The sequence below is a fragment of the Raoultibacter massiliensis genome (genome assembly GCF_900199545.1).
In the GTDB taxonomy this organism is placed as follows: Bacteria; Actinomycetota; Coriobacteriia; order Coriobacteriales; family Eggerthellaceae; genus Raoultibacter; species Raoultibacter massiliensis.
In genome coordinates, this window is the sequence record NZ_LT962671.1 from 1,285,200 (window position 1) to 1,308,222 (window position 23,023).

Sequence of the window (23,023 nt, forward strand, 5' to 3'; positions counted from 1 at the left end):
TAATCGTAAACATCCATCGAATGCAATTCGTTTTCCATCACCGAAGGTAAAAGCGCGTCGCAAAGGATCACAATGCCCCGAGAAACCAAGCAAGCAAAACTCGAACGCGCCCTGGCGGTAGCGGATCGAATGAACGAACACTACCCGCAGGCAGAATGCGCGCTTCACTACGGCGGCGATCCGTTCAGGCTCACCATCGCCGTACTCCTATCGGCGCAAACCACCGATAAGGGAGTGAACAAGGTAACGCCTGCACTTTGGGAGAAATACCCCACCCCGGCCGATCTCGCTCAGGCTGACCCAACCGACGTCGAGAACATCTTGCGAACCATCGGCTTTTACCGCGCCAAGGCAGCAAACTGCATCAAAACGGCCCAGATGGTGGTCTCCGATTTCGGCGGCGAGATCCCCCGCGACATCGACGAGTTGCAGAAGCTTCCCGGCGTCGGCCGCAAAACCGCCAACGTCGTGCTCAACGAAGCATTCGGGATCGTCGAGGGCATCGCCGTGGACACGCACGTGTTCCGCATCGCCCACAAGCTGAAGTTCTCCAACGCCGATACTCCGGCGAAGACGGAAACCGACCTGCTGAAGCTTTACCCCCGGCAGTATTGGGGCCCCATCAACCACCAATGGGTGCTCTTCGGACGCGAAACCTGCATAGCTCGCCGGCCGAAGTGCGAAACGTGCTTCATCAACGACCTCTGCCCCACGTACGCCGCCTCGCTTAAGAAGACCGAGAAACGGACTGCCGCGAACTAGCCTTTCGCCCAAAACCCCGCCGAGCGGATGCACCGAGCAGCCGTTCGCCCCCTGATACGGCAGCGTACTCGAAATAATCCCGATTCGACCCGACAATGCCGCACGCACGCTCGTATCCGTTTCAGAAAGGAACCCCTCTGCTCACAAACGAGGACATAACAGCGATATACCGCCGTCACGTCGCGACGGTATATCGCCTATGCTTCTCGTTCCTCAAAACGGCCGCGGATGCAGAGGATGCGGTGCAATGCGTGTTCATGAAGCTGATTCGAAGCGATAAGCGGTTCGAAAGCACCGAGCACGAAAAGGCCTGGCTTATCGTATGCGCTTCGAATCACTGCAAGGACGTTCTCAAAAGCGCCGCCCGCTCCAAGGCGGGCTCCATGCCCGAAGACGTAGCCGACGAGTCCTCGGAGGCAGACGGCTACGACGAAACGCTCGAAGCCGTGCTCGCCCTGCCCGAAAAGTACAAGGATTGCCTGTATCTGCACTATTACGAAGGATACAAAACCGACGAGATCGCCCGGATGACGGGACGCCCGCCCTCGACGGTCAGAAGCCATTTGAGCGAAGCGCGGGCGCTGCTCAAAGAGACCCTAGGCGGTGAGAGATGAACGATTCCGATATCAAAGACGCATTCGAGCGCATGGGACCGACGCCCGAAGCGGAAGATCGCATGCTCGCAAACATCCTCGCCACCAAAAGCACCGTCGGGCAGCACGCCGCCGCACCGAAAAAAGCGAGGCACGCCGCCGCACCGAAGCGGAACAACCTGCGCGCACTCGCCCTGCCCATCGCCGCATGCCTTGTCGTTTTAGCCGGCATCGGCATGCTCGTCGTCGGACAAGCGTATTTCGCCACATTGGGCAACCAGCTCGGCGATAGCGGAAGCTCTATGCAGGAAAAGGCAGTCGAATCCTACAGCGCTTCGCCTGAAGATGCGTCGAGCTCTCGAGACGAAGCGTCTCCAAGCATAGCCCTCGCCCCGAACGGCCCAGCCGAGCGCTTCCCCGCGATAGAGTTCGAAGACGGCACGGTGCTGCTCATCGCGAAGGACGGCTCTTCGTTACCGCTTATCGCCGATGAAAAGCTCGTTGGAGGCGAAGCGCAGGAAGCGACGGCCCGAAGCGAGGACGGCGCGACGACCGAACCCTGCACCGTGTACGCCTACGCAAACGACAAAACCCCCTTCGCAGTGCGCTACCCCGACGATCCCGCCTGCTACCTCGCCGTACCTGTCGAGTAGCGGGCTGCCAAGAACCGCGCAGGCGCGTGAGCCGAATCGCCAACTCCGAAAAACCACACGGTTTCGCCTGTCAGACGGCAAGGAGATCGATCGAGGGCGCATTCGGCCCCGCCCTCAGCGCCGCCGACTGCATTCCGTCAATCCCCATCCGACAATTCCTCCCCCCGGTTCGTATTAGAAGAGAACGTGAACCGAAGGAGGATTTTATGCAGCCATCGCGAAAACCGCTTCCCTGCTGCCTGCTCTCGTTTGTGCTTGCAGCCGCGCTTCTGGGAGGATGCTCGACGCCGGATACGTTGCTCGGCCTGAGCGACCCGAACGGCTCGTCGGGCGAAACCGCCTCGGGAAAGCTCTCCATGCCCGCGCAACCCTATAGCAGCGACCGTCCGATGCCTTTTGATCCGTACCGCCCCGAAGGCAACACCGAGGAGTACTCCGCCATCGACGAACCGGGGTTCTACTCTGCGAAAACCAATCCGCTTTCGACGTTTTCCGCCGACGTCGACACGGCATCGTACTGCAATCTTCGTCGCATGGTTGCCGAAGGCATGCGCGCAGCCGACATTCCAAATGATGCGATCCGCATCGAAGAGATGCTCAATTACTTCGAATACGACTACGGGAAACCGCAAGACGGCGATCTGTTCGGCGTGACGGCGCAGATATCCGAGTGCCCCTGGAATGACGATACGAAGCTGCTCGTCATGGGCTTCGCCGCCGATCCAGTCGAATACGAGAGCGAAGACGGCGCGAATCTCGTGTTCCTCATCGACACGTCGGGTTCGATGAGCGCGCCTGACAAACTCCCCTTGCTTCAAGATTCCTTCGCACAACTCACCGAGAGCCTCACCGAAAACGACACCGTTTCGATCGTCACGTACTCGGGGACCGAGCGCGTGGTGCTCGAGGGCGTTTCGGGAGCCGACAAGCGCGCGATCACCCGCGCGGTCGACAGCCTCGTCGCCGACGGCTCGACCAACGGCGAAGCGGGGCTGGAGCAAGCTTACCGCATCGCCGAAAAGTACCGCCGGGAAGGAGGCGTGAACCGCATCGTCATGGCTTCGGACGGCGATCTGAACGTCGGAATCTCATCGGAAAGCGAGCTCCATGCGTACGTGAGCGAAAAGCGGAGCACGGGCGTCTACCTCTCGGTACTCGGCTTCGGCTCCGGCAATTACAAAGACAACAAGATGGAAACGCTCGCCAACCACGGAAACGGAACCTACCACTACATCGACTGCATCGAGGAAGCCGAAAAAGTATTCGGAAGCGACCTTGCAGCGAACATCATCCCCTTAGCGGACGATGTGAAGCTGCAGATCGAGTTCGATCCGGCCATAGTCAGGGGATACCGGCTCATCGGGTACGAAAACCGAGCGCTTGCCGACGACGATTTTACCGACGACGCGGTCGATGCCGCAGAGATCGGCACGGGACATCAGTTCACCATCGCCTACGAACTTGTACTGTTCGATTCGCCCCCCGAATCACTGCCGTCCAGCCTCGCGCGCGAAGAAGGCCCGAGCGAAGAAGAGGGTCGGATTGTCGAATGCATCGATGACGAAACATGGCTCGTTTGCTCCATGCGGTATAAAACGGCGGGCTCGCAAGAATCGGTCGAGCGCTCATACGATATCGGCTCAGCAAGCTGCACTGCACAGCCAAGCGATGACTGGCTGTTCGCCGCAGCCGTCATCGAATGCGGCATGGTGTTGCGGGATTCGAAGTACGCGGGTACGGCGAGCCTGCGCGATGCGAAAGCGCTCCTCGACGATCTCGCGCTCGCAAGAAACGATCCGAAAGCCGATTTCGAGCGCCTCCTACAGACGCTCTGACAGCATCGCCGCAAGAATTTCGACGTGGCTTCTGCGCTTGCGCGTTGCCGTTCCGAGCAAGCAGACGCTTTTCCGGTCACCGTACGCCTCGAAGAAGCGATCGACCGATCCGCGCCGCTCGATATCGGCTGCAAGCAAGTGCGGACGCTCAGACGGACGTTTCGCCGGTATCAGGGGACATGACGTGATGCCATCCGGGCCCGACGACTTCCCCTGTGGCCTTAACGCGGATGACAGCCCCCGACCGAGTAAGGTCCGCCAATACGGTATCGACAAGCATCGGCAGCGCTTCGTAGACCGGCGGTGTCAAACCGATCGTCAGATCGAGGGGGTTCATGTTCTCTACCTGCATGCCGAAGCAGCGCCCTTCGGCAGCGTAGCCCATAAGCGCTGCGGCATCGAACAGATCGACGAGCTTCAGATCGTGCAACGATTGCATGGCTCCCGAGCGCCGGGCCATGTCGTCGGGCTCGAATTCGAAGATCGTACCCGGCTTGCTGCCGGTTCCGTCAACGGCGTCGACGGTCACGAGGTAGTCGTAGTCGCGTACATGGGGCAGCATATCGAGGCCCATGCACCCCACATCGAAAAGCGTTACCTCGTCGGGGATGTCGTAAGTCGCCGTAAGCTCGTCGTATACCGCAGGGCCGATGCCCTCGTCGAGCATGAGCTTGTTTCCCACGCAGAACACCGCGATCCGCTTCTGCGGAGCCCCGCCCGGCGCGAAACCACCGCCCACAGCTACACCCCCGTCAACGTCGGACGTATGACCAGATTGTAATACGCCGCAGCCGCAATCATGATGCACCCCACGACGACGCAGACGATTGCCCAGATGCGTTCGCGCTTGAGGTATTCCTCCTTCGATACGCCCCGACCCGCCGCGCGATGCGCGGCCAGCGGCTGGCTTACGATGGCGAACGCCACCGTTCCCGCTGTCAGCGTTACGAAGACGATCAGGGCTATGACGATGGAAAGCACGCTGCGCTCGGTAAATGCCGCATAGAACGTGTTGTCGGCGAACAGCCAGACGGGATACCACAGTATCGTAATCCAGATGCCATGCGCAGGTCCCCAGATGGGCGGCAGGAACAACGCCCCGATGTTCAGTCTCGGAATACCCTCGAGGAACTTCTCTTCTTGCGCAATCTGCTCGTCGGTCAGCTCGGCCACAGTCATCACCTATCGCTTGAACCCGGATCGCGATGGAATCCGGGACGTCTTGCATCGGCCCCATTATAGCCAAATGCGCTTGCCCGCCGTCCCGCACCGCCCAGATTCACGGTTGACGGCAAAGCCAAAGCCATCGCTTCCCCGCGCGACGGACTCGCGCTCGCCCAAGCTCGTTAACCGTTGCGTCAAAACACCCGCCTCGCGCCTCGCGTTGTGCTAGCATGACAGGCAAACACGATTCGCCCGCAGGGCGCTTGCACGAAAGAAGGATATATGAAAATACTTGCCATCGTGGGATCGCTGCGCACGGAAAGCTACAACCTCCAGCTTGCCCGCGCGGCGGGAGCCGTACTGGCCCAAAACCATCCCGAAGTAGAATACGAACTGCTCGATTGGGCCGATGTCCCGCTCATGAACCAAGATATCGAGCATCCCGCGCCTGAAGCGGTTGCACGCGTGCGCGAAAAAGTCAAAACAGCCGACGGCATCTGGCTTTTCAGCCCCGAATACAACCACTTCTTCCCCGGTACCCTGAAAAATCTGCTCGACTGGCTCTCCCGTCCCGTAAGCGATACCGAAGGCCAGGTGCTGCGGGGAAAGCCCATCGCCCTTGCAGGTACGACGCCTGGCATGAGCGGCACCTCGCATGCCCAGGATCACCTTGTTACAATGCTCTCGTTTTTGCAGGCCGACATTATGAACGCGCCGAGGCTCGCCATCCCGCACATCGGACAGCAAATGGAAAACGGCGCTCTCTCGCTATCGAGCTCCGCGCCCTATCTCGAAAAACAGGCCGCCGCCTTCGTCGGTTTCATCGAACGGCACCGAAACCGCTAGGGGTCCTTGGCGGAGAATCGCCCCGCGTTGCCGGGCCGTCGCGGGGCGATGCGAAACGAGACCCGTCATCGCAGTCGGCGCCTTATGCGCCCGCCTGCCTTGCGCTCCCCCTTGCCCCACTCCGATATCAGCAGGCCGGCACACGTCAGAACGACACCGCAGGCTATCGGGGCGGTCAGCGGCTCATGGAGCACGATAACCGAAGCCGCCACGGTTATCACCGGGACGAGGTATATGTAAGCGCTCGTCTTCACTGCACCGAGTATCCTTACGGCCAGATTCCAGGTGACGAAGCAAAGAGCCGACGCCCCGAAGCCCAGAAACGCCATGTTGGCAACCGTTACCGGATCGGCGAAGCGCGCAAACCCGAACTGGAACCCCGATCCGAACAGCACGGGCACCATGAACAGCAAGCCCCACGCAAACGTCCGCTTGGTCATCTGGATGTTGTCATAGCCCCACGAGCCGATCTTCCGCGTGATCGTCGAGTACACGGCCCAAACCGCCGCCGCGGCAACCGCAAGCAGATCGCCCCAACCTCCGCCCGACAGCCCCTGCGAGCTGATGAGCACGATGCCCGCCATGGCAACGGCGAACCCGACGAAGAAGCCCGGACGCAGCCGCTCGTCACGTGTGACGAAGAACGCCAGCAAAGCCGTGAAGAACGGAGCCACCGAAACGATAACCCCCACGTTCGAGGCGGTCGTGTAGACAAGCGCGATATTCTCGAACAGATAATACAGAGTCACGCCCGAAAGGCCCGCCGCCGCACACAGCGCCTCGCGCCTCCACGAACCAAGCTTGAAACGTCGAGGCCTCAGCGCCGCAAGGGCGAGCAGCCCGATGAGGAAACGGTAGAATAAAATCTCTATCGGCTGAAATTCGACAAGCAGCACCTTGGTGGAAACGAACGTGGTTCCCCATATGGCGATGGTTACAAGCGCGAGCGCATGCCCGCGGGACTCCGATGCCGCCATCTCAGCGCTTTTTTCCGCTCAGGGCGTACGAAGCCCTATAAGCCCCGGGCGAGACACCCGTTATGTCCTTGAACACCCGCCCGAAATGCGCCTGATCGGCGAATCCGAGCTTATCTGCAACCTCAACGGGGCTCTCGCCGCCGGCGAGCAGGCTGCGCGCCTCGATAACGCGCAGGGTCAGAAGATAGCGGTAGGGCGTTATCCCCTTCTCCCGCGCGAAAGCCCGAATCAGCGTATAGCGGCCCATCCGCCCGACCTGCGCCATATCGTCAAGCGTCATCTTCGAGCGAAACCCCTGCTCGATGTACCGACAGACCGAGGCGACCGATTCGGATTCGGGCAAGGCATCGGGCATTCCCAGCTCTCGACGCCGAGCGGAACTCGCCGAAAGCAACCGCTCGAAGAACAAGTAGAACGGCTCGGCATCCTCCACGACGCCGTCGACGTCGCCCGCCTCCTCGCATCCCCGAACATGGCAGTCGAGCGCAAGGGCGAACAAGCCCGCATCGCGAACGATCGGCTCGGGAAACAAAGGAACTTGCACCCCTTCGCGCGAAACGCCGAAATCGGCCAGCAAGGCATCCATAACGGAAGACGGGATGCTGAAGCTTCGGTACTCGAGCTTCGTCCCGTCCGCTGATTCGCACGAATGGGGATCGCCCGGGTTTATGACGAGAAGATCGCCGCTTCTCAAATCGTAGTCGCGCCCGCACACCGTCAAACGCCGATTTCCGCCCGCCACGATCCCCACCATATAGTAATCGTGGAAATGACTCGGAAACGGCTCGATCACGCCGAACAGCGTACAGAGTTCCACCGCAACGCCGCTTCCGTAATCCCGCAGCAGCACGCTTCGCGCGTCTGACTCGATATCCTGTTGCACGTGATTCCTTTCTTTCGTCGAACGAGTATACCCCGATGTACGGCTCCGTTCTTGAACGATATTGCCCGTATGTCCGATCGCTCTGCAACGGATCAAAAAAGAACCCGGCTCGCCTGAGCCGGGTTCCGTTGTGCATTCGAGTGTTACCGCAGAGAGCTAATGCTCCATGCGATCCTCTCCGACGATCGTGTGCTTCTCGGGATCGTACACCAATCCGCCGTGCTCTTTCCAGAAGAACATGAGCAGCGTGGGCGAAATGCCTTCGATGTTAGCCAGGTAGATGTGGATGAACATGAAGACGATGAAGATGTACATCATGAAATAATGGATGATGCGCATCGACATGAGGCCGCCGACGAGATCCGTGCCTGCAGCGAAGAAACCGAGATCCATGGTCGGAGCCCACAGGGCGAAGCCGGTATAGGCCATGACGAGGATCAGGATCGGGATCAGCAAGTAGGAGATCTTCTGCGGAACGCCGAGCTTGGCTCCAAGCGGATGATCCTTCTTGAGGAACAGGTAGTACTTGATCCAGGCACCGAGCTGATGACGGTTGTCGGCCTGGGGAAGCCAGGTTTTGTAGTCGGCAACCTGATAGCGAGTGCCGCCGTCGGGCGCGCTCTTCACGAAGAAGGCCATGATGACGCGGACAATGCAGTTGATCAGCAGAATCGCGCCGCAGAACACATGGACGCCGCGGGCAATGCCCATGAACATCGGCCAGAACGGGAAATGGATCGAGAAGCCGGTGATGATCAGGAGGATCATGCACACGAGGTTGATCCAGTGCGTAATGACGAACGGCATCGGATGTGCTTCGCGGTAATGTGCGAGATGTGCCATCTTACTTCACCCCCCAAGGGCTCGTGACGGTCTTGAAGCTCTTGCCCGTCGCAGGCTCGCTCACGTGCACGGCGCACGCGGTGCAGGGGTCGAAGCTATGCACGGTACGAAGCGCGTTGATCGGCATCTCGATGTCCTCCACGGGAACGCCGATGAGGGCTTCCTCCATGGGGCCGTTGTTGCCCTGCGCGTCGTGGGGTGCAAGGTTCCACGTGGACGGGATGATGATCTGGTAACCCGTGATCTTGCCGTCCTTGACGTCCTCGTGATGATAGAGGGCGCCGCGCGGAGCCTCCCAGAAGCCCGTTCCGGAACCGGTGATGGTTTCAGGCTTGCGGAAGTACTCGGAGTCGCCGCCCTTGACCGCTTCCATCAGCTCCTGGACCCATTCCTTCATGAGGCCTGCGATGTAGAGCGTCTCGATCTGACGAACGGCGGTACGGCCGAGCGTCGACTGAGCTTGGCCGAGCTGGATGCCGAGGGCCTTGGTGAAGGCGTCGACCTGCTCGACGATGAACGGCACGTTGCGCTTGTAGGCAACGAGCACGCGGGAAAGGCCGCCGGCCTCGGCGGGCTTGCCGTCGTATGCAGGGCACTTCACCCAGGTGTAGCGATCGCTCACCGTGTCGGTGCCCTCTTTGTAGTACTCGGTGAACTCGGGCTCGGTAACGAAGTACGGCGAGGTATAGGTCTCGTCGCCCTTGTACCAAGAATGGCCCATGTACTCGGTGATCATGCTCTCTTCGACATCGGAGAGGTTGAGGCTCTCGTCGAGAACGCCGGCCGGCAGATAGCGGTCGTTCATTTCCATGTTCTCGTTCTCGAACACGCCCCAGGCGATGTAGCGACCCACGCCCTTGCCCCAGGTGAGAGCATCGACGTATGCCGGCGCAATCGCGAGGGTGTCGGGGATCATGGTCGATTCGACCCAGTTGTAAATCTCGTTGACAAGCGCCCACAGGTCGTCGAGCTTCTCCTCGGTGGGAACCCATGCGGTACCGCCGGGGATAAGCGTCATGACATGGGGCATCTTGCCGCCGAGCAGAGCTGCGACCTCGGATGCCTTGGCCTGCATCTGCAGAGCCTCAAGGTAGTGCGCGGTGCAGATGAGATCGAGCTCGGGATCGAGCTTGTAAGCCTGACCCTTGTCGGCCTCGAACCAGGCGCCCGAGAAGATGGACATCTGACCGTTGTCGGCGAACTTGGCGAGGCGCTCCTTCAATGCGACGAAGTCGCTGTTGGTGGAAGTGCCGGCCGCGAGAGCCAAATCGTACGCATCGGCAGGATCGGCCTTGAGCGCATTCAGGGGATTCACGTAGTCGAGTGCAGCCAGATTGTAGAACCACAGGATATGGCTGTGGAGGAACTGGGCTCCCTCGATGAGGTTACGGATGATGCGGGCGTTGTTGGAGATCTTGATTCCGTACGCATGCTCGCCCGCAATGGCGGATGAATGGGCGTGGGACACGGGGCACACGCCGCAGATGCGCTGCACGATCTGAGCAGCATCCTCGGGGGTGCGGTCCTGCACGACGAGTTCCATGCCGCGGAAGCAGCCGCCGGAAACCCAAGCCTCGGACACCTTGCCGTTGGTAACTTCCATCTCAACGCGCAGGTGGCCTTCGATTCGGGTGATCGGATCGATGATTGAACGAGTCATTTACTCCTGGCCTCCCTTCGCGTCGTCGTCATCGTACTTGCCGATGGATTTATCGGGGTGCTTCGCATCCCAAGCGCGCTTCTTCTCGAAGTCTGCGCCGCCGTCCATGCGGCCGGAAATCTTCATGCCGAAGCCGTGGACGACAAGAGCGCCGGCGACGACGGCGGTCACGATGAGCGCCACGGTACCGGGCTGGAACACGAAATCGCCGATGCGCAGATCGCGATGGCGCTTGTAGAACGGGGTGTTGACCTCGACCCAGTTCTGCCCGGGGTTCATCGGGTTAGCCTCGCAGCATCCGATGCAGGGAGAACCGGCCTCGACGCACCAGCTACGACGATGGTTCCAACGAACGATGCCGCAGTTCGACTTGGTCTGCGGTCCGCGGCAGCCGAGCGGATAAAGGCAATAGCCCATGGCTTCTTCGGGTGAGCCGAACTCGTACACGAATTCGCCGTTCTCGAAGTGGCCACGACGCTGGCAGTTGTCATGAATCGTCTGATCGTAGATCACCGACGGCTTGTCCTCGCCGTTAAGGGCGGGAAGCTGCTGCATGAGCACCACGTCGACCAGAACGGCGACAAGCCATTCGGGGTTCGCCGGGCAACCCGGAACGTTGATGACGGGGGTCTCGACGCCCGCCTCTTTCAGATACTGCTGCACGCCGAGCGCATTCGAAGGATTCGGATGCGCGGCCATCCAGCCGCCGTTGACGGCGCACGAACCGAGTGCGACGACTGCGTTGGCTTTTTCCGCCGCATGGACGAGAATGTCGGTTCCCGTCTCGTTGGCGACGCGAAGGGCCTGACCGCCCCAATTCTTCAGGACACCGCCCTCGTACACCAATATATAGTTGCCAGCTTCGATCGTCTGCTCTTTCGCCTCTTCCATCGACCAACCGGCTGCGGCGGAAAGCGTCTCGCAATAATTGAGCGAGATCATTTCCAAAACAACTGTCGCAGGGTCCGGTGCATCGGCCTGGGCGAACGATTCGGTACAACCCGTGCAGGATGCTCCTTCGATCCAGATAACCGGATACAGGTTGCCCTTAGTTGCGCCGATCACAGAACTCTCGAGGGCCTGGGCTACCTGCGGAGCAGCGAGCTCGGTAAAACCGGCCGCAACCGCAACAGCGCCGCAGAGTTTCATGAAATCACGACGGGATACCCCGCGTTCGGATAGCATTTGCTGAAACTCTGATACAGTGGCCTCTGTTTCCATGTGCACACCTCCTCAGGTGCTCTCGTCTTACTACTACTGTCGGTATTTTCCCCGAGGATGAATTTTTTGTCGTGCTCGGTTAAGCCAAGTGCCGCTTTTCAGCCGCAAATGGCATCAAAATGTTACAAACCTGTTTACTCGTAACATATATCCCCATCTCCGCATAAAATGTAGGATGATATGCAACGACCCCGCTCGAAAGCAGGGTCGTTTTCGCATATTCATGCAGAAATCTGCATCGCATTCGCCCCGAGGAACCGGAACGCATGATAGGCGGGAATCGCCTAGTAGTTTTCGCAGCGAATCTCGAAATGCGCCTGCGGATGAGCGCACACCGGGCATTCTTCGGGAGCCTCGGTTCCAATGTGGATGTGCCCGCAGTTGTTGCACTTCCACGCGTACACCTCGCCGCGCTTGAACACTTCGCCGTTGTTGATGCGCACGATGAGCGTGCGATAGCGCTCCTCGTGCTCCTTTTCCACGCCAGCCACGCCGTCGAACAGCTCAGCGAGGTCCTCGAATCCCTCTTCGCGAGCCACTTTCGCAAAATCAGCGTACATCTCGGTCCATTCCTCGTTCTCGCCCGCCGCCGCATCGGCAAGGTTGTCGAGCGTCGAGGGGATGGCTCCGCCGTGAAGCGCCTTGAACCACAGCTTGGCATGTTCGGCTTCGTTTTTCGACGTCTCGAGGAAAATGTTCTGGATCTGAACGTAGCCGTCCTTCTTCGCCTGCGAAGCGTAGTACTCGTACTTGGTGTGAGCCTGCGACTCCCCCGCGAAGGCGTACCAGAGATTCTTCTCGGTCTGAGATCCCGAAAGTTCCATGTTCTCGCTCCTCTCGTGCCGAAGCCTGCGCCCGGCCGTCCTGGTGTTCCATCGTTTCAACCGATGCGCCGCGCATGGCCTCAGGCGCATCGTCTGTACAATGCACTATAAAGCATCGGCGACCCGCTCGGCGCTGTCGTGGAAATATTCCGATAACTTTCCCCCGATGATCGCAACGCATGCACACCTATGGCTAAGATGGTCAGGCTACCGAAACGCTGCTGTTCGCGCGAATGCGCGCACGGCAGCCCAAGACCGAAGGAACCGACATGACCGAACCCCAAGCACTCGCCTACCTTGGACCCGCCGGCACTTACACAGACGAAGCGGCGCGCGCCTTCGCCGCCCGCCTCGGCATCGACGATCCCGTTCTCATCGAGTGCACATCGTTCGACGAGGTGTTCGACAGCGTCGATCGCGGCAAATGCGAGTTCGGCGTCGTCGCCACCGAGAATTCGCTCGAAGGATCGGTAACCGCCACCCTCGACAACTTCGCGTTCAACAGCACCGCAAACATCCTCGGCGAGCAAGTGCTCGACATCCATCACTGCCTGCTGCTTCATCCCGAGGCCAAAATCGAAGACGTGACGACCATCGCCTCGCACCATCAGGGCCTTGCGCAGTGCCGTCGCTACATCGCCGAGCACCTGCCCGGCCGCGACACCGTCACCACTTCGTCAACCGCGGAAAGCGCGCGCCTCGCCGCCGAGAACAAGAACATCGCGGGCATCGCCAACGCGTTCGCCGCGAAGCTCTACGGCGCCGCGATCTACGCGCAAGACATCGAGGACCACTTCGGCAACCAAACGTCGTTCGCGCTGATCGCGCGGCAGGGCCACGCACCGGTGTTCGAAGGAACGAAGCACAAGACATCTGTTGCGCTGTTCATGCAGATCGACCGGGCGGGCACGCTCTCGATGATCCTTTCGGAGTTCGCCTACGCGGGCATCAACCTCACGATGATCCAATCGCGCCCGACGAAGCAGGCGCTCGGCGACTACATGTTCTTCGTCACGTTCGAGCGCCCCACCACCGATCCCGAGGTGCAAACGGCGCTCAACTGCCTCCGTTTGAAGCTGCGCGAAGTGAAGGTGCTCGGAAGCTACCCGATTCTCTAAGCCGGCCGTCGCCCAAGCATCCGACAGGAAGAATATCCCAAAAAATACGAACGGATGTTTCACGTGAAACATCCGTTCTGTTTTTCTGCCCGCACGCTCGAAAGCGCCGCCGCCTACCCGAGAAAGCCCAGATGCTCGAGCAGGATCTTAAGACCGATCAGGATAAGCACGATGCCGCCCGCTATGGTGGCGGGCTTGCGGAAGCGCGACCCGAACTGGTTACCCGTCGCGACTCCGATGAACGAAAGCACGAACGTGGTTACCGCAATCGTAAGAGCCGCCCACACGATGTCGACCCGCAAGAAGGCGAACGTGATGCCGACGGCAAGCGCATCTATGCTCGTCGCCACCGCAAGCATCACAAGCTCCTTGACGTCGAGGCGCGCCTGCTCGCCTTCGGCGCATTCGACGCACTCGTCATCCTCATGGAAGGCGTCCCACAGCATCTTCGCACCGATGAATGCCAGCAAAACGAATGCGATCCAGTGGTCTATGCTCGTGATGTAGCCCTCGAACTGCGTGCCGAGCGCCCAGCCGATCACGGGCATGATCCCCTGGAAAGCCCCGAAGAACAATGCGATGACAAGCGCATGCTTCCAGTTGAGCTTGCTCATCCCAAGCCCCTTGCATACCGAAACGGCAAACGCGTCCATCGACAATCCAATGGCGATGAGCGCCAATTCCACGAACCCCATGGGTTTCTCCTCTCGCTTGCAGCCCCGCCGGCCTCCGCGCTGCGGGCGCAAAAAAACCGGCGCATCGCACCGGCCATAAAAAAAACGGTGCGACCTCTCGTCACACCGCAAGTCTTGTCAATTAAGGCCAGCCAGCTTCTCGAAAAAGCAGTATGTTGACATGGCCGCAGCTATTTCGCCGCCGACTACTCCCCTACGGGTTTCGGGTATCCTACCACATAACGCGGCCTACGCGAAGAGAACTTCCCCCTCGCGCCTGAAAAACCCTTCGCCAACCATATCCGCAAGAATGGATTCGAATTCCGCTCGGTCCATTCCGCCCCGCCCTGCCTCGCGTTCGAACTCCTCGAGATGCGCGAGCAGATCGTCAGGGGCCATACCCGGATCGGCGAGCACGCATCTGAGCATCTCTGCACGCTTCTGGCGCCTCGATCCCTCGAAAGCGCTCTGCTTCGCGTAATGCGCGCTTCTGCGCGAAGGATTGACCGTCGTCTGCTTGAGGTGCGCGCCCCAATCGAGCAGGGCGTAGTACCACGCACGGGGCCGATCGGGCGGGCACGTGGCCTCGACCAAGGGCTTGAGCTCGCGATCGGACACGGTTTCCGCATCGGGAAACAGCTCATGGATGAAAACGGTTCGAACGTTCGTCTCGATGTACACCGAAGGCTTGTTATGCGCGAAGGCCATGACACCCGCTGCGGTGGCCTGCCCGATGCCCGGCAGCTCGACAAGCTCGTCGAAAGTGGGGGGAAGTTCGCCCGCATACCGCTCGGCGCACTGCTCTGCAGCGCGTTTCAGGGCGAGGGCGCGGCGATTATAGCCGAGACCCTGCCACTGCTCGAGCACCAGCGCCGTATCGGCCGAGGCCAGGGCATCGATCGTCGGAAAAACGCCCAGAAAGCGATCCCAATGCTTGAGCACGCGAACCACCTGGGTTTGCTGCAGCATGACCTCGGAAACGAGCACGCTGTAAGCGTCGTCGATGTTGCGCCAGGGAAGCTCGCGGTAACGCGAACCCCCCTCAGCCCAAACGCGCTCGACGAAGCGCTCGAGTTCGCGCTCGCTTACATCGCATCCGCTTTCCATCACCGAGCCGGTCCTCCGCTAAACCGCTTCGACGCGATCGGTGGCTTCGGATTCGGCGGCTGAACCGCCCGAAGAGGCGATCCGCTGCGTGCACGTCCATTTCTCGTACTGGCCCTCGGGTCCCAGCACCTCGATGATCTTCGGGTGCTCGTCGCCTAGGGTGAGGATATCGGAGAGGGTGAACGACGCGAAATAATCGTTCAGAAGCTTGTCGGCTCCCTGCCACACGCGATTGTACGCGCAGCCGCCCTGCTTCTCGCAATACTCGGGATCGACGGAGCACAAAGCGACGCTCACCGGCCCCTGGACCGCCTCGAGCACATCGAGCAGCGTCACTTCGGCGGGATCGCAGTTAAGCACCAGCCCGCCCCGCGCGCCGCGGACCGTCTTGATGAGACCGCCTTTCACGAGGTCGTGCTGAATGCTGCGCGCAAACGCATACGGTATGTCCTCTTTCTCGGAAATCTCCGAGACCGAAACGTACTGTTCGCCGCTCTCGAACGCAGCGCGGAGAATACGGCACGCGTAATCGCAGCGTCGTGTTACATCCATCGGTTAGTCCCCCATCCCATTCAGAAGGTCGTCAATCCGGTCAATCTGAGCACGGAAATCTTCGATTACAGCATCTTCGAGCTGTCGGTACTCTTCGGAATCGAGCGGCTGGTAGGCCGCAAGCTTCTCAAACATGTTGTCGGCCGTTACCGGCATGTAGCGGCGAGCGACCAGGCTCGCCTTGTACGCATCCTCGACCGCTTCGCGAGCGGCCATGTAGATGTCGAATCGCGACATACCCGCCGAATACCGCACAAGCGCGGACCGATCGATGGAACGCATCGACGGATGCTCCGATGCGATCCGTATCCACAGATCGGCACGCTCCGAAGGCGAAGGGTCGTCGATGTCGACCACCGTCACCGGATCGAGCAGATCGTAGAAGAACCCGTCGATTTCTCCGTCGCCTCCCGCGGAGGCGAGCACGTACACTTCGGGATTCTCCACCGCCGAACGGATGAGGTTGATAGCTTCGCGCGCTCCGCGCGACAGCTGGGCGTATGCGAACATGCCCATCTCGTCGGAGCCGGCATCGGCAAGCGGGGATCCCCACAGATCGACGTCCTCAAGCACCAGGATGCCGCCGCCCTCGAAAGCGTTCTTCGCAGCGTTGAGCTTCGGTTGGTTGTCGGCCTGCGCCATGACGCACAGCACGGGCATGCCCTGCAGGTTCTCCTCCATGTGCATGCGGATGGCGGGCAGCCCGATTTCTCCGAGCGTGGCCGACATGAACTGGTTCGCATCCTCGCGCACGGGCGCGCGGAACAGGTAGGTGTCGATGATGGGCATCTTCTTGAGGCCGTGGCGGACGTTGAGCGTCTCGACGAGCTCTTGGAACTGAGGGTCGTCCTGCATGCCCACACCGAAGCCGTTCATCGTCTTGACGGCGTCCCGAAACCCCACGATATCGCGATACGTGAGCTTCTCGATGTATTCGGCATTCGAAACGGAAGCAGCCTTGCCCTCGGCCTTTTCCGAAAGCTGCGGCTCTCCCCCCGCCTTCTCAATGGCCTTACGCTCCTCTTTGCGGAAAGGCATGAGGGAGGGGGCTCCCGTCTCGCGGTGCTCGACCTTCATCATGAACGGAGCCGACGAGAGGCCGAGGAAATCCTGCGAGATCATATCGGTCATATCCTCGAGATCTTCGCGCGTGAGCCCGAACTCTTCGAGTTTATCGAGGGCGAGGCGCTGCAGCTGCTCGGCGCACTCCGCGACCTCGTCGGGGGTCATGTACGGCTCGAGCTTCTCGAAGATGTATTCCGCCAAAGAGCGTTCTTTGAGCTTGCAGGCAAGACGCCATGCCTGGCGCAGCCCGTCAATTGCCGCATCGTTGGGCATGTAGGCGCCGTGCGTCGCCTTCTCGAAGGCCGCTAAGTAGAGGTGCATGCCCAAAACGGCATCGCCCGCTGCGCACGCCTGGGCGGCGCGGCGCAGGTATTCTGCCGCCGTGTTGTTCGTATCGTTGTTCTGGCTTGGTGAGCTGTTCGTATCCGCATCGTTTTCAAACATCGTCTCTCACCCCTTTTCGCTCGCGTATCTTGTACGGTTCATAAATGTGTAAGTTCGGGTATCATTTTAGTATGTCCGCGCCGAACGCATACGGTAAAGATCGTATTATGCAGAAATCGTCACACAACCGAAAGGAGACCATCGCTTCCTGCACGCATATCGCTTCCAGCTATATATAATATATTACAGTATAGTGCAACCCCAGGAAACACGGTCAGTTCCAATCGAGAATCTCCCAGCCTTTTCGCCGCGCGGCGCGTGCCAGCGGCTTATCGGGCGTAACCGCGTAGGCGTGCTTCGCCGAAGAGAGCAGCGCGCAATCGGAATGGTGATCCCCGTATGCGTATCCGAGCTCCCAATTCCCCTCGCCGTAACGCTCGTCGGCATAGCGGCGGATGGCGGCGATCTTCTCTTCACCCTCGACCGGCAGACCCTCAACCTCGCACGTATAGCAGCCCGCTTCGTCAACGCGCATTCGCGTCGAAACCTGATGGGAGAATCGGTGGAGCTCCATCGCGCGTAGAATGATCGGCTCGAACGTGGCCGAGACGATCACGACGTCGTGACCGGCAGCCGCATGGGCGGCCATCGTCTCGTCGGCTTGCTTGCGAAAACGACGATCGACCTTCTCGTCGTAAAACGTGCGCATGAACGCGTCCGCATCCTCGCGCCGCACGCCGAGAAACGCCCTGAACACCAGTCCCCGCACCCAGCTTTCGTTCTGGGGCAGGCGCAGCTTGTAAGCCGCCGCCCACAAAAGGATCCTGAGCACCACGCTGTTTTCGAGCATGTCGTGCTGCATCAGGTAACGGACGAGCATAACCGGCGAATTGCCCGAGATGCTCGTGCCGTCGAAATCGAACACCGCAAGCTGAACGGGAGCGCCCGCCGCCTGAACGGCGCCATCGGCCGGCTCCGGCGTTTCAAGCGCCGCAGCCGGACAGCCGTCCTCGCTCGCAGCGCATACGCGCATCTGATCCGACGATATTGCCGGATCAGATGCGCTTTCTTCATTTCGAGTATCTGCCATGCCCCAGTCTCTACGGTTTGATTCGACGCGTAAAGGATCGCAGGCATGCGCGGGCGCGCGGCCTAGTCCTCCACTTCGTCGATGCAGTCAACGAACTGTGAATTATACAGCTCCGAGTAAAAACCGCCAAGTGCGAGCAATTCCTCATGGGTTCCCTGCTCCACGATATCGCCGTCGCGAATCACGAGGATGAGATCGGCGTTTTTGATGGTGGAGAGCCGATGCGCGATCACGAACGACGTGCGACCCCGCATGAGGTTGTCCATCGCCTTCTGGATGCGCTCTTCGGTTCGCGTATCGACCGAGCTCGTCGCCTCGTCCAAGATGAGCATGCGGCGGTTCGCAAGAATCGCCCGCGCGATCGTGAGCAGCTGGCGCTGACCTTGGCTAATGTTGCTCGCATCCTCGTTGATCTCCATGTCGTAGCCGCCTGGCTGCGTCTGGATGAAGTGATGCGCGTAAGCCGCCTTGGCCGCAGCCTCCACCTCCTCGTCGGTCGCGTTGAGATCGCCGTAGCGGATATTCTCGCGGATCGTGCCTTTGAACAGCCATGTATCCTGCAGAACCATGCCGAACATCGAGCGCAGATCGTCCCGCGCGAAATCGCGGATATCGTATCCGCCGATGCGGATCGAACCTGAATTCACATCGTAGAAGCGCATGAGCAGCTTCACCATGGTGGTTTTGCCCGCGCCGGTGGGTCCGACAAGCGCGACGGTTTGACCCTCGGTCACCTTCGCCGAGAAATCGTTGATGACGATCTTGTCGGGCGAATAACCGAAGCGCACATGGTCGAACTCGACCTTGCACTCGACCTCTTCCGACTTGACCTTCACATCGTCGCGCGCCTCCTCGGGTTCCTCGAGGAATTCGAACACGCGCTCGGCGGCAGCGGCCATCTGCTGGAGCACGTTGGACACCTGCGTCAGCTGCGTGATGGGCTGCGTGAAGTTCTTCACGTACTGGATGAACGCCTGGATATCGCCGACCGTGATGACGCCCTGCACGGCAAGGAAGCTGCCCGCAACGGCCACGGCGACGTAGCCGAGATTGCCCACAAACGTCATGATCGGCATCATAAGACCCGAGATGAACTGCGATTTCCAGGCCGATTCGTAGAGCTTGTCGTTCGTCGCGTCGAAGCGCGTCGCCGCAGCATCTTCCTGATTGAACGCCTTCACGATGGCATGGCCCGAAAACGTTTCCTCAACCTGTCCGTTGATCGCACCGAGCGTTTTCTGCTGAGCCTTGAAGTAACCCTGGCTTCGCTTGACCACCACCATGATGAGGACGATGGAGATGGGCACCATGACCACGGTTATGAGCGTCATGAGCGGGTTGATCGAGAGCATCATGACGAACACGCCGATGATGGTCGTGATCGAGGTGATGAGCTGCGTAACGCCCTGGTTGAGGCTCTGGCCGAGCGTGTCCACATCGTTGGTGATGCGCGAAAGCGTATCCCCCACCGAGTTGCGCTCGAAGTACCCCATGGGCATGCGGTCGATCTTCTCGGATATGCGCTTGCGCATAAGATAGCTCGTCCGCTGCGAGACGGAGCTCATCATCCAACCCTGCACGAAAGAGCACAGAGCCGAGAGCAGATACAGGCCGAGCGTGAACATCAGAATCCGCGCGATCGCATCGAAGTCGATGCCGCCGGTTCCCGCAATCTTCGCCCCGATGCCGTTGAACAGCTCGGTCGTAGCCGTGGAGAGGACCTTCGGCCCCACGATGTTGAAAATGGTGGAACCGATGGCGAACACGAACACGATGACTATCGCAACCTTGAAGTTGCCCATGAATTTGAGCATCTTCAAAAGCGTGCCCTTGAGATCCTTCGGCTTCTCTCCCGCCATCATCGCTCCGGGGCCGTGATGGCCTCCGCCGAATCCGCGCCGAGGCGGTCGCTTCGTTTCTTCCGCGCTCATGCGGCATCACCTCCTCCCAGTTCAGCAGCCGAGAGCTGCGACAGGGCAATCTCCCGATACGGCTCGCAATCGGCCATGAGCTCCTCGTGCGTGCCCTTCCCGACGACCTTTCCCTCGTCGAGGACTATGATCTGATCGGCCGAAAGCACCGTCGAGATGCGCTGGGCCACGATGACGACCGTCGCTTCGCCAAGCTGGTTATGAAGCGCCTGGCGCAGATCGGCGTCGGTCTTGTAGTCGAGCGCCGAGAAGCTGTCGTCGAACAAGAACGCGCGGGCATCGGTCGCAAGGGCGCGCGCAATGGCGAGCCTTTGGCGCTGCCCACCCGAAACGTTGGTGCCGCCTTGGGATATCTCGCTTTGGAATCCGTCTTCCTTCGATTCGATGAAATCGCTTGCCTGGGCGATGGAGGCGGCGAATTCGATGCGGTCTTCGGGCATGCCCTCATCCGAATACGCGATGTTCGAAGCCACGGTTCCCGAGAACAGAAACGCCTTCTGGGGAACGTAGCCGAGCATGCTGCGGAGCTTTTCCTGAGAAAGCTCGCGCACGTCGACGCCATCGATGGTGATCGACCCGCTCGTAACGTCGTAGAAGCGCTCTATGAGCTTTACGACCGTCGATTTGCCGGAACCGGTCGACCCGATGATGGCGGTCGTCTTTCCGGGTTCAGCGGTGAAGTCGACGTGTTCGAGCACGCACTCCTTCGAATCGGCGTACTTGAAGCACACGTCGTTGAACGCGATGCGCGCACCGCCCGCAGGCTCGATTCTCCCATCCTCGCTCGACGAGGGATCGCAGATCGTCGGTTCGGTTTCGAGCACCTCGTTCACGCGCTGGGCGGCGACATCGGCGCGCGGCAGCATGATCGAGATCATGCCGATCATCAGAAACGACATGATGATGACCATCGAATACGTGATGAACGCAATCATATCGCCGGTCTGTATGGTGCCGGCATCGATGTAGGAACCGCCGACCCACACGATGAGAACCGAGATGCCGTTCATCACGAGCATCATCACGGGCATCATGAAGGTCATGACGCGATTCGTAAACAGCTGGGTTTTCATGAGCTTCGTGCTCGCGTCGTCGAAGCGCTCCTCTTCGAACTGCTGGCGATCGAAGGCGCGGATGACAGGCAGCCCCGTAAGTATCTCGCGCGATACGAGGTTCACCCGATCGATGAGCTTCTGCATGATCTTGAACTTGGGCATGGCCACCACCATGAGAACGGCGACGAGTATGCCGATGATGACCACCGCAACTACGATGATCCAGCTCATGGCGAGATTGGTCTGCGATACCATGATGATGCCGCCGATGGCGAGTATCGGCGAATACAGCACCATGCGCAGCAGCATGACCGTTACCATCTGAATCTGCTGGATATCGTTGGTGCCCCTCGTGATAAGCGATGCAGCCGAGAAGCTCTGAACCTCTGCGTCCGAGAACGAGATGACCTTCTTGAACAGCCGTCCGCGAAGGCTGCGGCCTATCTTGGCCGCGGTTCGCGAGGCGATGAGGCCGATGAATATGGCCGCCACCATGCCGAGCGCTGCAAGGCCGAGCATGATCGCGCCGATGCGCAGCAGGTAATTCATCTGCATGGCGCCCATATCGTAGCCAAGCTCCTCGTACTCGCCGATAGCAGCTTGGATGGCCTGCTGCTCGACCAGGGAATCGCCCACTTCGCCCATCTTCGCTTTCGCCTCGTCGACCATTTCGAGAAGCTGGTCTTTGGTGACCGCGCCCGAATCGTAGGCAGCCTTGAGCTGCGCGATATCGAAATCGGGGATCTGGCCGGCGTAATGGATGGAAACAAGGGGCATGGCCATGATCGAATCGAGCTTTTCGATTTCGCTTCTTCCCGTGTCGTTGAGCCGGTATGTTCCCTGATCGCTTTCGGTGTAGGCAGCGCGGACCTTCGCCTCGTCTTCCGCAGGCAAGAGCATGCAGACTTCGTCGAACGTATCGGCGCGCATCTCGTCGAGTGCAACGTGTTCGACGCCCGATTGCTGGATTCCAACATCGACGATATGCGATGTATAACGCGGAAGCGAGAGGTCGGTAAACGCCTGCACTACCAGCAGGAGCACAACCAGCAAAACCGCGAGCTTGGAATCCTTGAGATAACGGATTATTCGCATGGGTATCCTTTTCGAATCGTAAGTTTCGTCTTGTCTATCGTTTCGTGCGCGGGCAATGATGATCGACGCGTTCGATCTTTCCCGCCTCCGCTTGTTTTTCATGGAAGTCGAGTATCTTGTGCAAGGTGGCGACCATGTGGTCGATATCCTCGATCCCCACGTATTCGACCATTTCCGTCAGGTGCTGTTCGCGCATCTCATCGGCCTTCTGCGCTATCTCGTAGCCCCGTTCGGTCAATTCGAGCGAGACGGCCCGGAAATCGTCGCTGACGCGATGGCGCTCGACGTATCCTTTTTCCTCGAGCAGCTTGAGCGTCTGGGAGAGCGCACTCGGCGTCATATGCATGCGCTCGGCCAGAAAGCGCGGCTGCACGATCGGCTCGCCCTCTTCCCGAGCCGTATAGATGCCAACGACCACACGCGACTCCGTGAAGGTCAGCCCTTCGGGCGTGAGGAACGGAACGTACGCCCCTTTCCTGAACCGCCTCATGATCTCGAGCAGACCCTGCTTCGTCTCTTTCGGTAAACCAGCCATTGCGCGCCCTTCTCATATTTCGCAAGCATGCGGTGGGCATCGCCGAGCTCCAATGTCCACCGCATGCCAATACAATTTAGCTTCTAAACATTATCACTCCTTAATTGTTTTGCAACATCACCACGACGTCGTAAGAAATCTTTCACAGTTCGCACA

The 23,023-nt window shown here is 59.8% G+C and carries 22 protein-coding genes; 6 read left to right on the forward strand and 16 right to left on the reverse strand.

Annotated features, from left to right (window positions below; all coding sequences use genetic code 11):
• Window positions 1-72 precede the first annotated feature (72 nt).
• The 4 genes from nth (at window position 73) to C1719_RS09750 (ending at window position 3,843) form a co-directional block, all read left to right on the forward strand.
• Window positions 73-762, forward strand: a complete 690-nt coding sequence (nth, locus tag C1719_RS09735; protein WP_102374921.1) for an endonuclease III — start codon at window positions 73-75, stop codon at window positions 760-762.
• A 95-nt stretch (window positions 763-857) separates the two neighbouring features.
• Window positions 858-1,376, forward strand: coding sequence for an RNA polymerase sigma factor (locus C1719_RS09740; protein WP_102374922.1), 519 nt, complete (start codon window positions 858-860; stop codon window positions 1,374-1,376).
• A complete protein-coding gene (locus C1719_RS09745; protein WP_102374923.1) occupies window positions 1,373-2,008 on the forward strand; it encodes a hypothetical protein in 636 nt (211 codons plus the stop codon). Before C1719_RS09740 ends, C1719_RS09745 begins: the two co-directional genes overlap by 4 nt.
• Window positions 2,009-2,214: 206 nt before the next feature.
• Window positions 2,215-3,843, forward strand: coding sequence for a vWA domain-containing protein (locus C1719_RS09750; protein ID WP_102374924.1), 1,629 nt, complete (start codon window positions 2,215-2,217; stop codon window positions 3,841-3,843).
• Between the two features lie 148 nt (window positions 3,844-3,991).
• On the opposite strand, the gene C1719_RS09755 is transcribed toward C1719_RS09750, so the two are convergent.
• Both C1719_RS09755 and C1719_RS09760 read right to left on the reverse strand, forming a co-directional pair.
• Complete coding sequence (locus tag C1719_RS09755; RefSeq protein WP_245874474.1) at window positions 3,992-4,582, reverse strand: hydrogenase maturation protease; 591 nt, start codon at window positions 4,580-4,582, stop codon at window positions 3,992-3,994.
• 2 nt (window positions 4,583-4,584) lie between these two features.
• The gene (locus C1719_RS09760; protein ID WP_245874476.1) at window positions 4,585-5,022 is read right to left on the reverse strand and encodes a viscotoxin-A3; all 438 of its coding nucleotides are present in this window, start codon (window positions 5,020-5,022) and stop codon (window positions 4,585-4,587) included.
• A 267-nt stretch (window positions 5,023-5,289) separates the two neighbouring features.
• On the opposite strand from C1719_RS09760, the gene C1719_RS09765 reads away from it, so the two are divergent.
• Complete coding sequence (locus C1719_RS09765) at window positions 5,290-5,853, forward strand: NADPH-dependent FMN reductase (protein WP_102374926.1); 564 nt, start codon at window positions 5,290-5,292, stop codon at window positions 5,851-5,853.
• A gap of 65 nt (window positions 5,854-5,918) precedes the next feature.
• Here the strand turns inward: C1719_RS09765 and C1719_RS09770 are convergent, their stop codons facing one another.
• The 6 genes from C1719_RS09770 to rbr form a co-directional block, all read right to left on the reverse strand.
• On the reverse strand, window positions 5,919-6,830 hold the full coding sequence (locus tag C1719_RS09770; RefSeq protein ID WP_102374927.1) for a DMT family transporter: 912 nt from the start codon (window positions 6,828-6,830) through the stop codon (window positions 5,919-5,921).
• Window position 6,831: 1 nt separating this feature from the next.
• Complete coding sequence (locus C1719_RS09775) at window positions 6,832-7,713, reverse strand: AraC family transcriptional regulator (protein WP_102374928.1); 882 nt, start codon at window positions 7,711-7,713, stop codon at window positions 6,832-6,834.
• Window positions 7,714-7,869: 156 nt separating this feature from the next.
• On the reverse strand, window positions 7,870-8,556 hold the full coding sequence (locus tag C1719_RS09780) for a cytochrome b/b6 domain-containing protein (protein ID WP_102374929.1): 687 nt from the start codon (window positions 8,554-8,556) through the stop codon (window positions 7,870-7,872).
• 1 nt (window position 8,557) lies between these two features.
• Window positions 8,558-10,216 (reverse strand): nickel-dependent hydrogenase large subunit, encoded by a 1,659-nt coding sequence (locus tag C1719_RS09785; RefSeq protein WP_102374930.1) that lies wholly within the window; start codon window positions 10,214-10,216, stop codon window positions 8,558-8,560.
• Window positions 10,217-11,437: a hydrogenase small subunit gene (locus tag C1719_RS09790; protein WP_102374931.1), complete on the reverse strand. Its 1,221-nt coding sequence runs from the start codon at window positions 11,435-11,437 to the stop codon at window positions 10,217-10,219.
• A 284-nt stretch (window positions 11,438-11,721) separates the two neighbouring features.
• Window positions 11,722-12,261, reverse strand: a complete 540-nt coding sequence (gene rbr / locus C1719_RS09795) for a rubrerythrin (RefSeq protein ID WP_102374932.1) — start codon at window positions 12,259-12,261, stop codon at window positions 11,722-11,724.
• A 269-nt stretch (window positions 12,262-12,530) separates the two neighbouring features.
• Between rbr and pheA the strand changes: the two genes are divergently transcribed.
• A complete protein-coding gene (gene pheA, locus C1719_RS09800) occupies window positions 12,531-13,379 on the forward strand; it encodes a prephenate dehydratase (protein ID WP_102376026.1) in 849 nt (282 codons plus the stop codon).
• Between the two features lie 113 nt (window positions 13,380-13,492).
• Here the strand turns inward: pheA and C1719_RS09805 are convergent, their stop codons facing one another.
• From C1719_RS09805 to C1719_RS09840, 8 genes are all read right to left on the reverse strand, one after another.
• Window positions 13,493-14,074 (reverse strand): manganese efflux pump MntP, encoded by a 582-nt coding sequence (locus tag C1719_RS09805; RefSeq protein ID WP_102374933.1) that lies wholly within the window; start codon window positions 14,072-14,074, stop codon window positions 13,493-13,495.
• Between the two features lie 228 nt (window positions 14,075-14,302).
• Window positions 14,303-15,160 carry an HhH-GPD family protein gene (locus C1719_RS09810; RefSeq protein ID WP_102374934.1) on the reverse strand — a complete coding sequence of 286 codons (858 nt, stop codon included), beginning with the start codon at window positions 15,158-15,160 and terminating at the stop codon, window positions 14,303-14,305.
• 18 nt (window positions 15,161-15,178) lie between these two features.
• Window positions 15,179-15,712: an RrF2 family transcriptional regulator gene (locus C1719_RS09815; RefSeq protein ID WP_102374935.1), complete on the reverse strand. Its 534-nt coding sequence runs from the start codon at window positions 15,710-15,712 to the stop codon at window positions 15,179-15,181.
• A 3-nt stretch (window positions 15,713-15,715) separates the two neighbouring features.
• Window positions 15,716-17,221, reverse strand: coding sequence for a ribonucleotide reductase subunit alpha (locus tag C1719_RS09820; RefSeq protein ID WP_102374936.1), 1,506 nt, complete (start codon window positions 17,219-17,221; stop codon window positions 15,716-15,718).
• A gap of 214 nt (window positions 17,222-17,435) precedes the next feature.
• Window positions 17,436-18,251, reverse strand: coding sequence for an HAD family hydrolase (locus C1719_RS09825; protein WP_245874479.1), 816 nt, complete (start codon window positions 18,249-18,251; stop codon window positions 17,436-17,438).
• 62 nt (window positions 18,252-18,313) lie between these two features.
• Window positions 18,314-20,182: an ABC transporter ATP-binding protein gene (locus tag C1719_RS09830; RefSeq protein ID WP_102374938.1), complete on the reverse strand. Its 1,869-nt coding sequence runs from the start codon at window positions 20,180-20,182 to the stop codon at window positions 18,314-18,316.
• Window positions 20,179-22,332, reverse strand: a complete 2,154-nt coding sequence (locus C1719_RS09835; RefSeq protein ID WP_102374939.1) for an ABC transporter ATP-binding protein — start codon at window positions 22,330-22,332, stop codon at window positions 20,179-20,181. The genes C1719_RS09830 and C1719_RS09835 overlap by 4 nt, the downstream gene beginning before the upstream one ends.
• A 34-nt stretch (window positions 22,333-22,366) precedes the next feature.
• Window positions 22,367-22,867 carry a MarR family winged helix-turn-helix transcriptional regulator gene (locus tag C1719_RS09840; RefSeq protein ID WP_102374940.1) on the reverse strand — a complete coding sequence of 167 codons (501 nt, stop codon included), beginning with the start codon at window positions 22,865-22,867 and terminating at the stop codon, window positions 22,367-22,369.
• Between the last annotated feature and the right edge of the window lie 156 nt (window positions 22,868-23,023).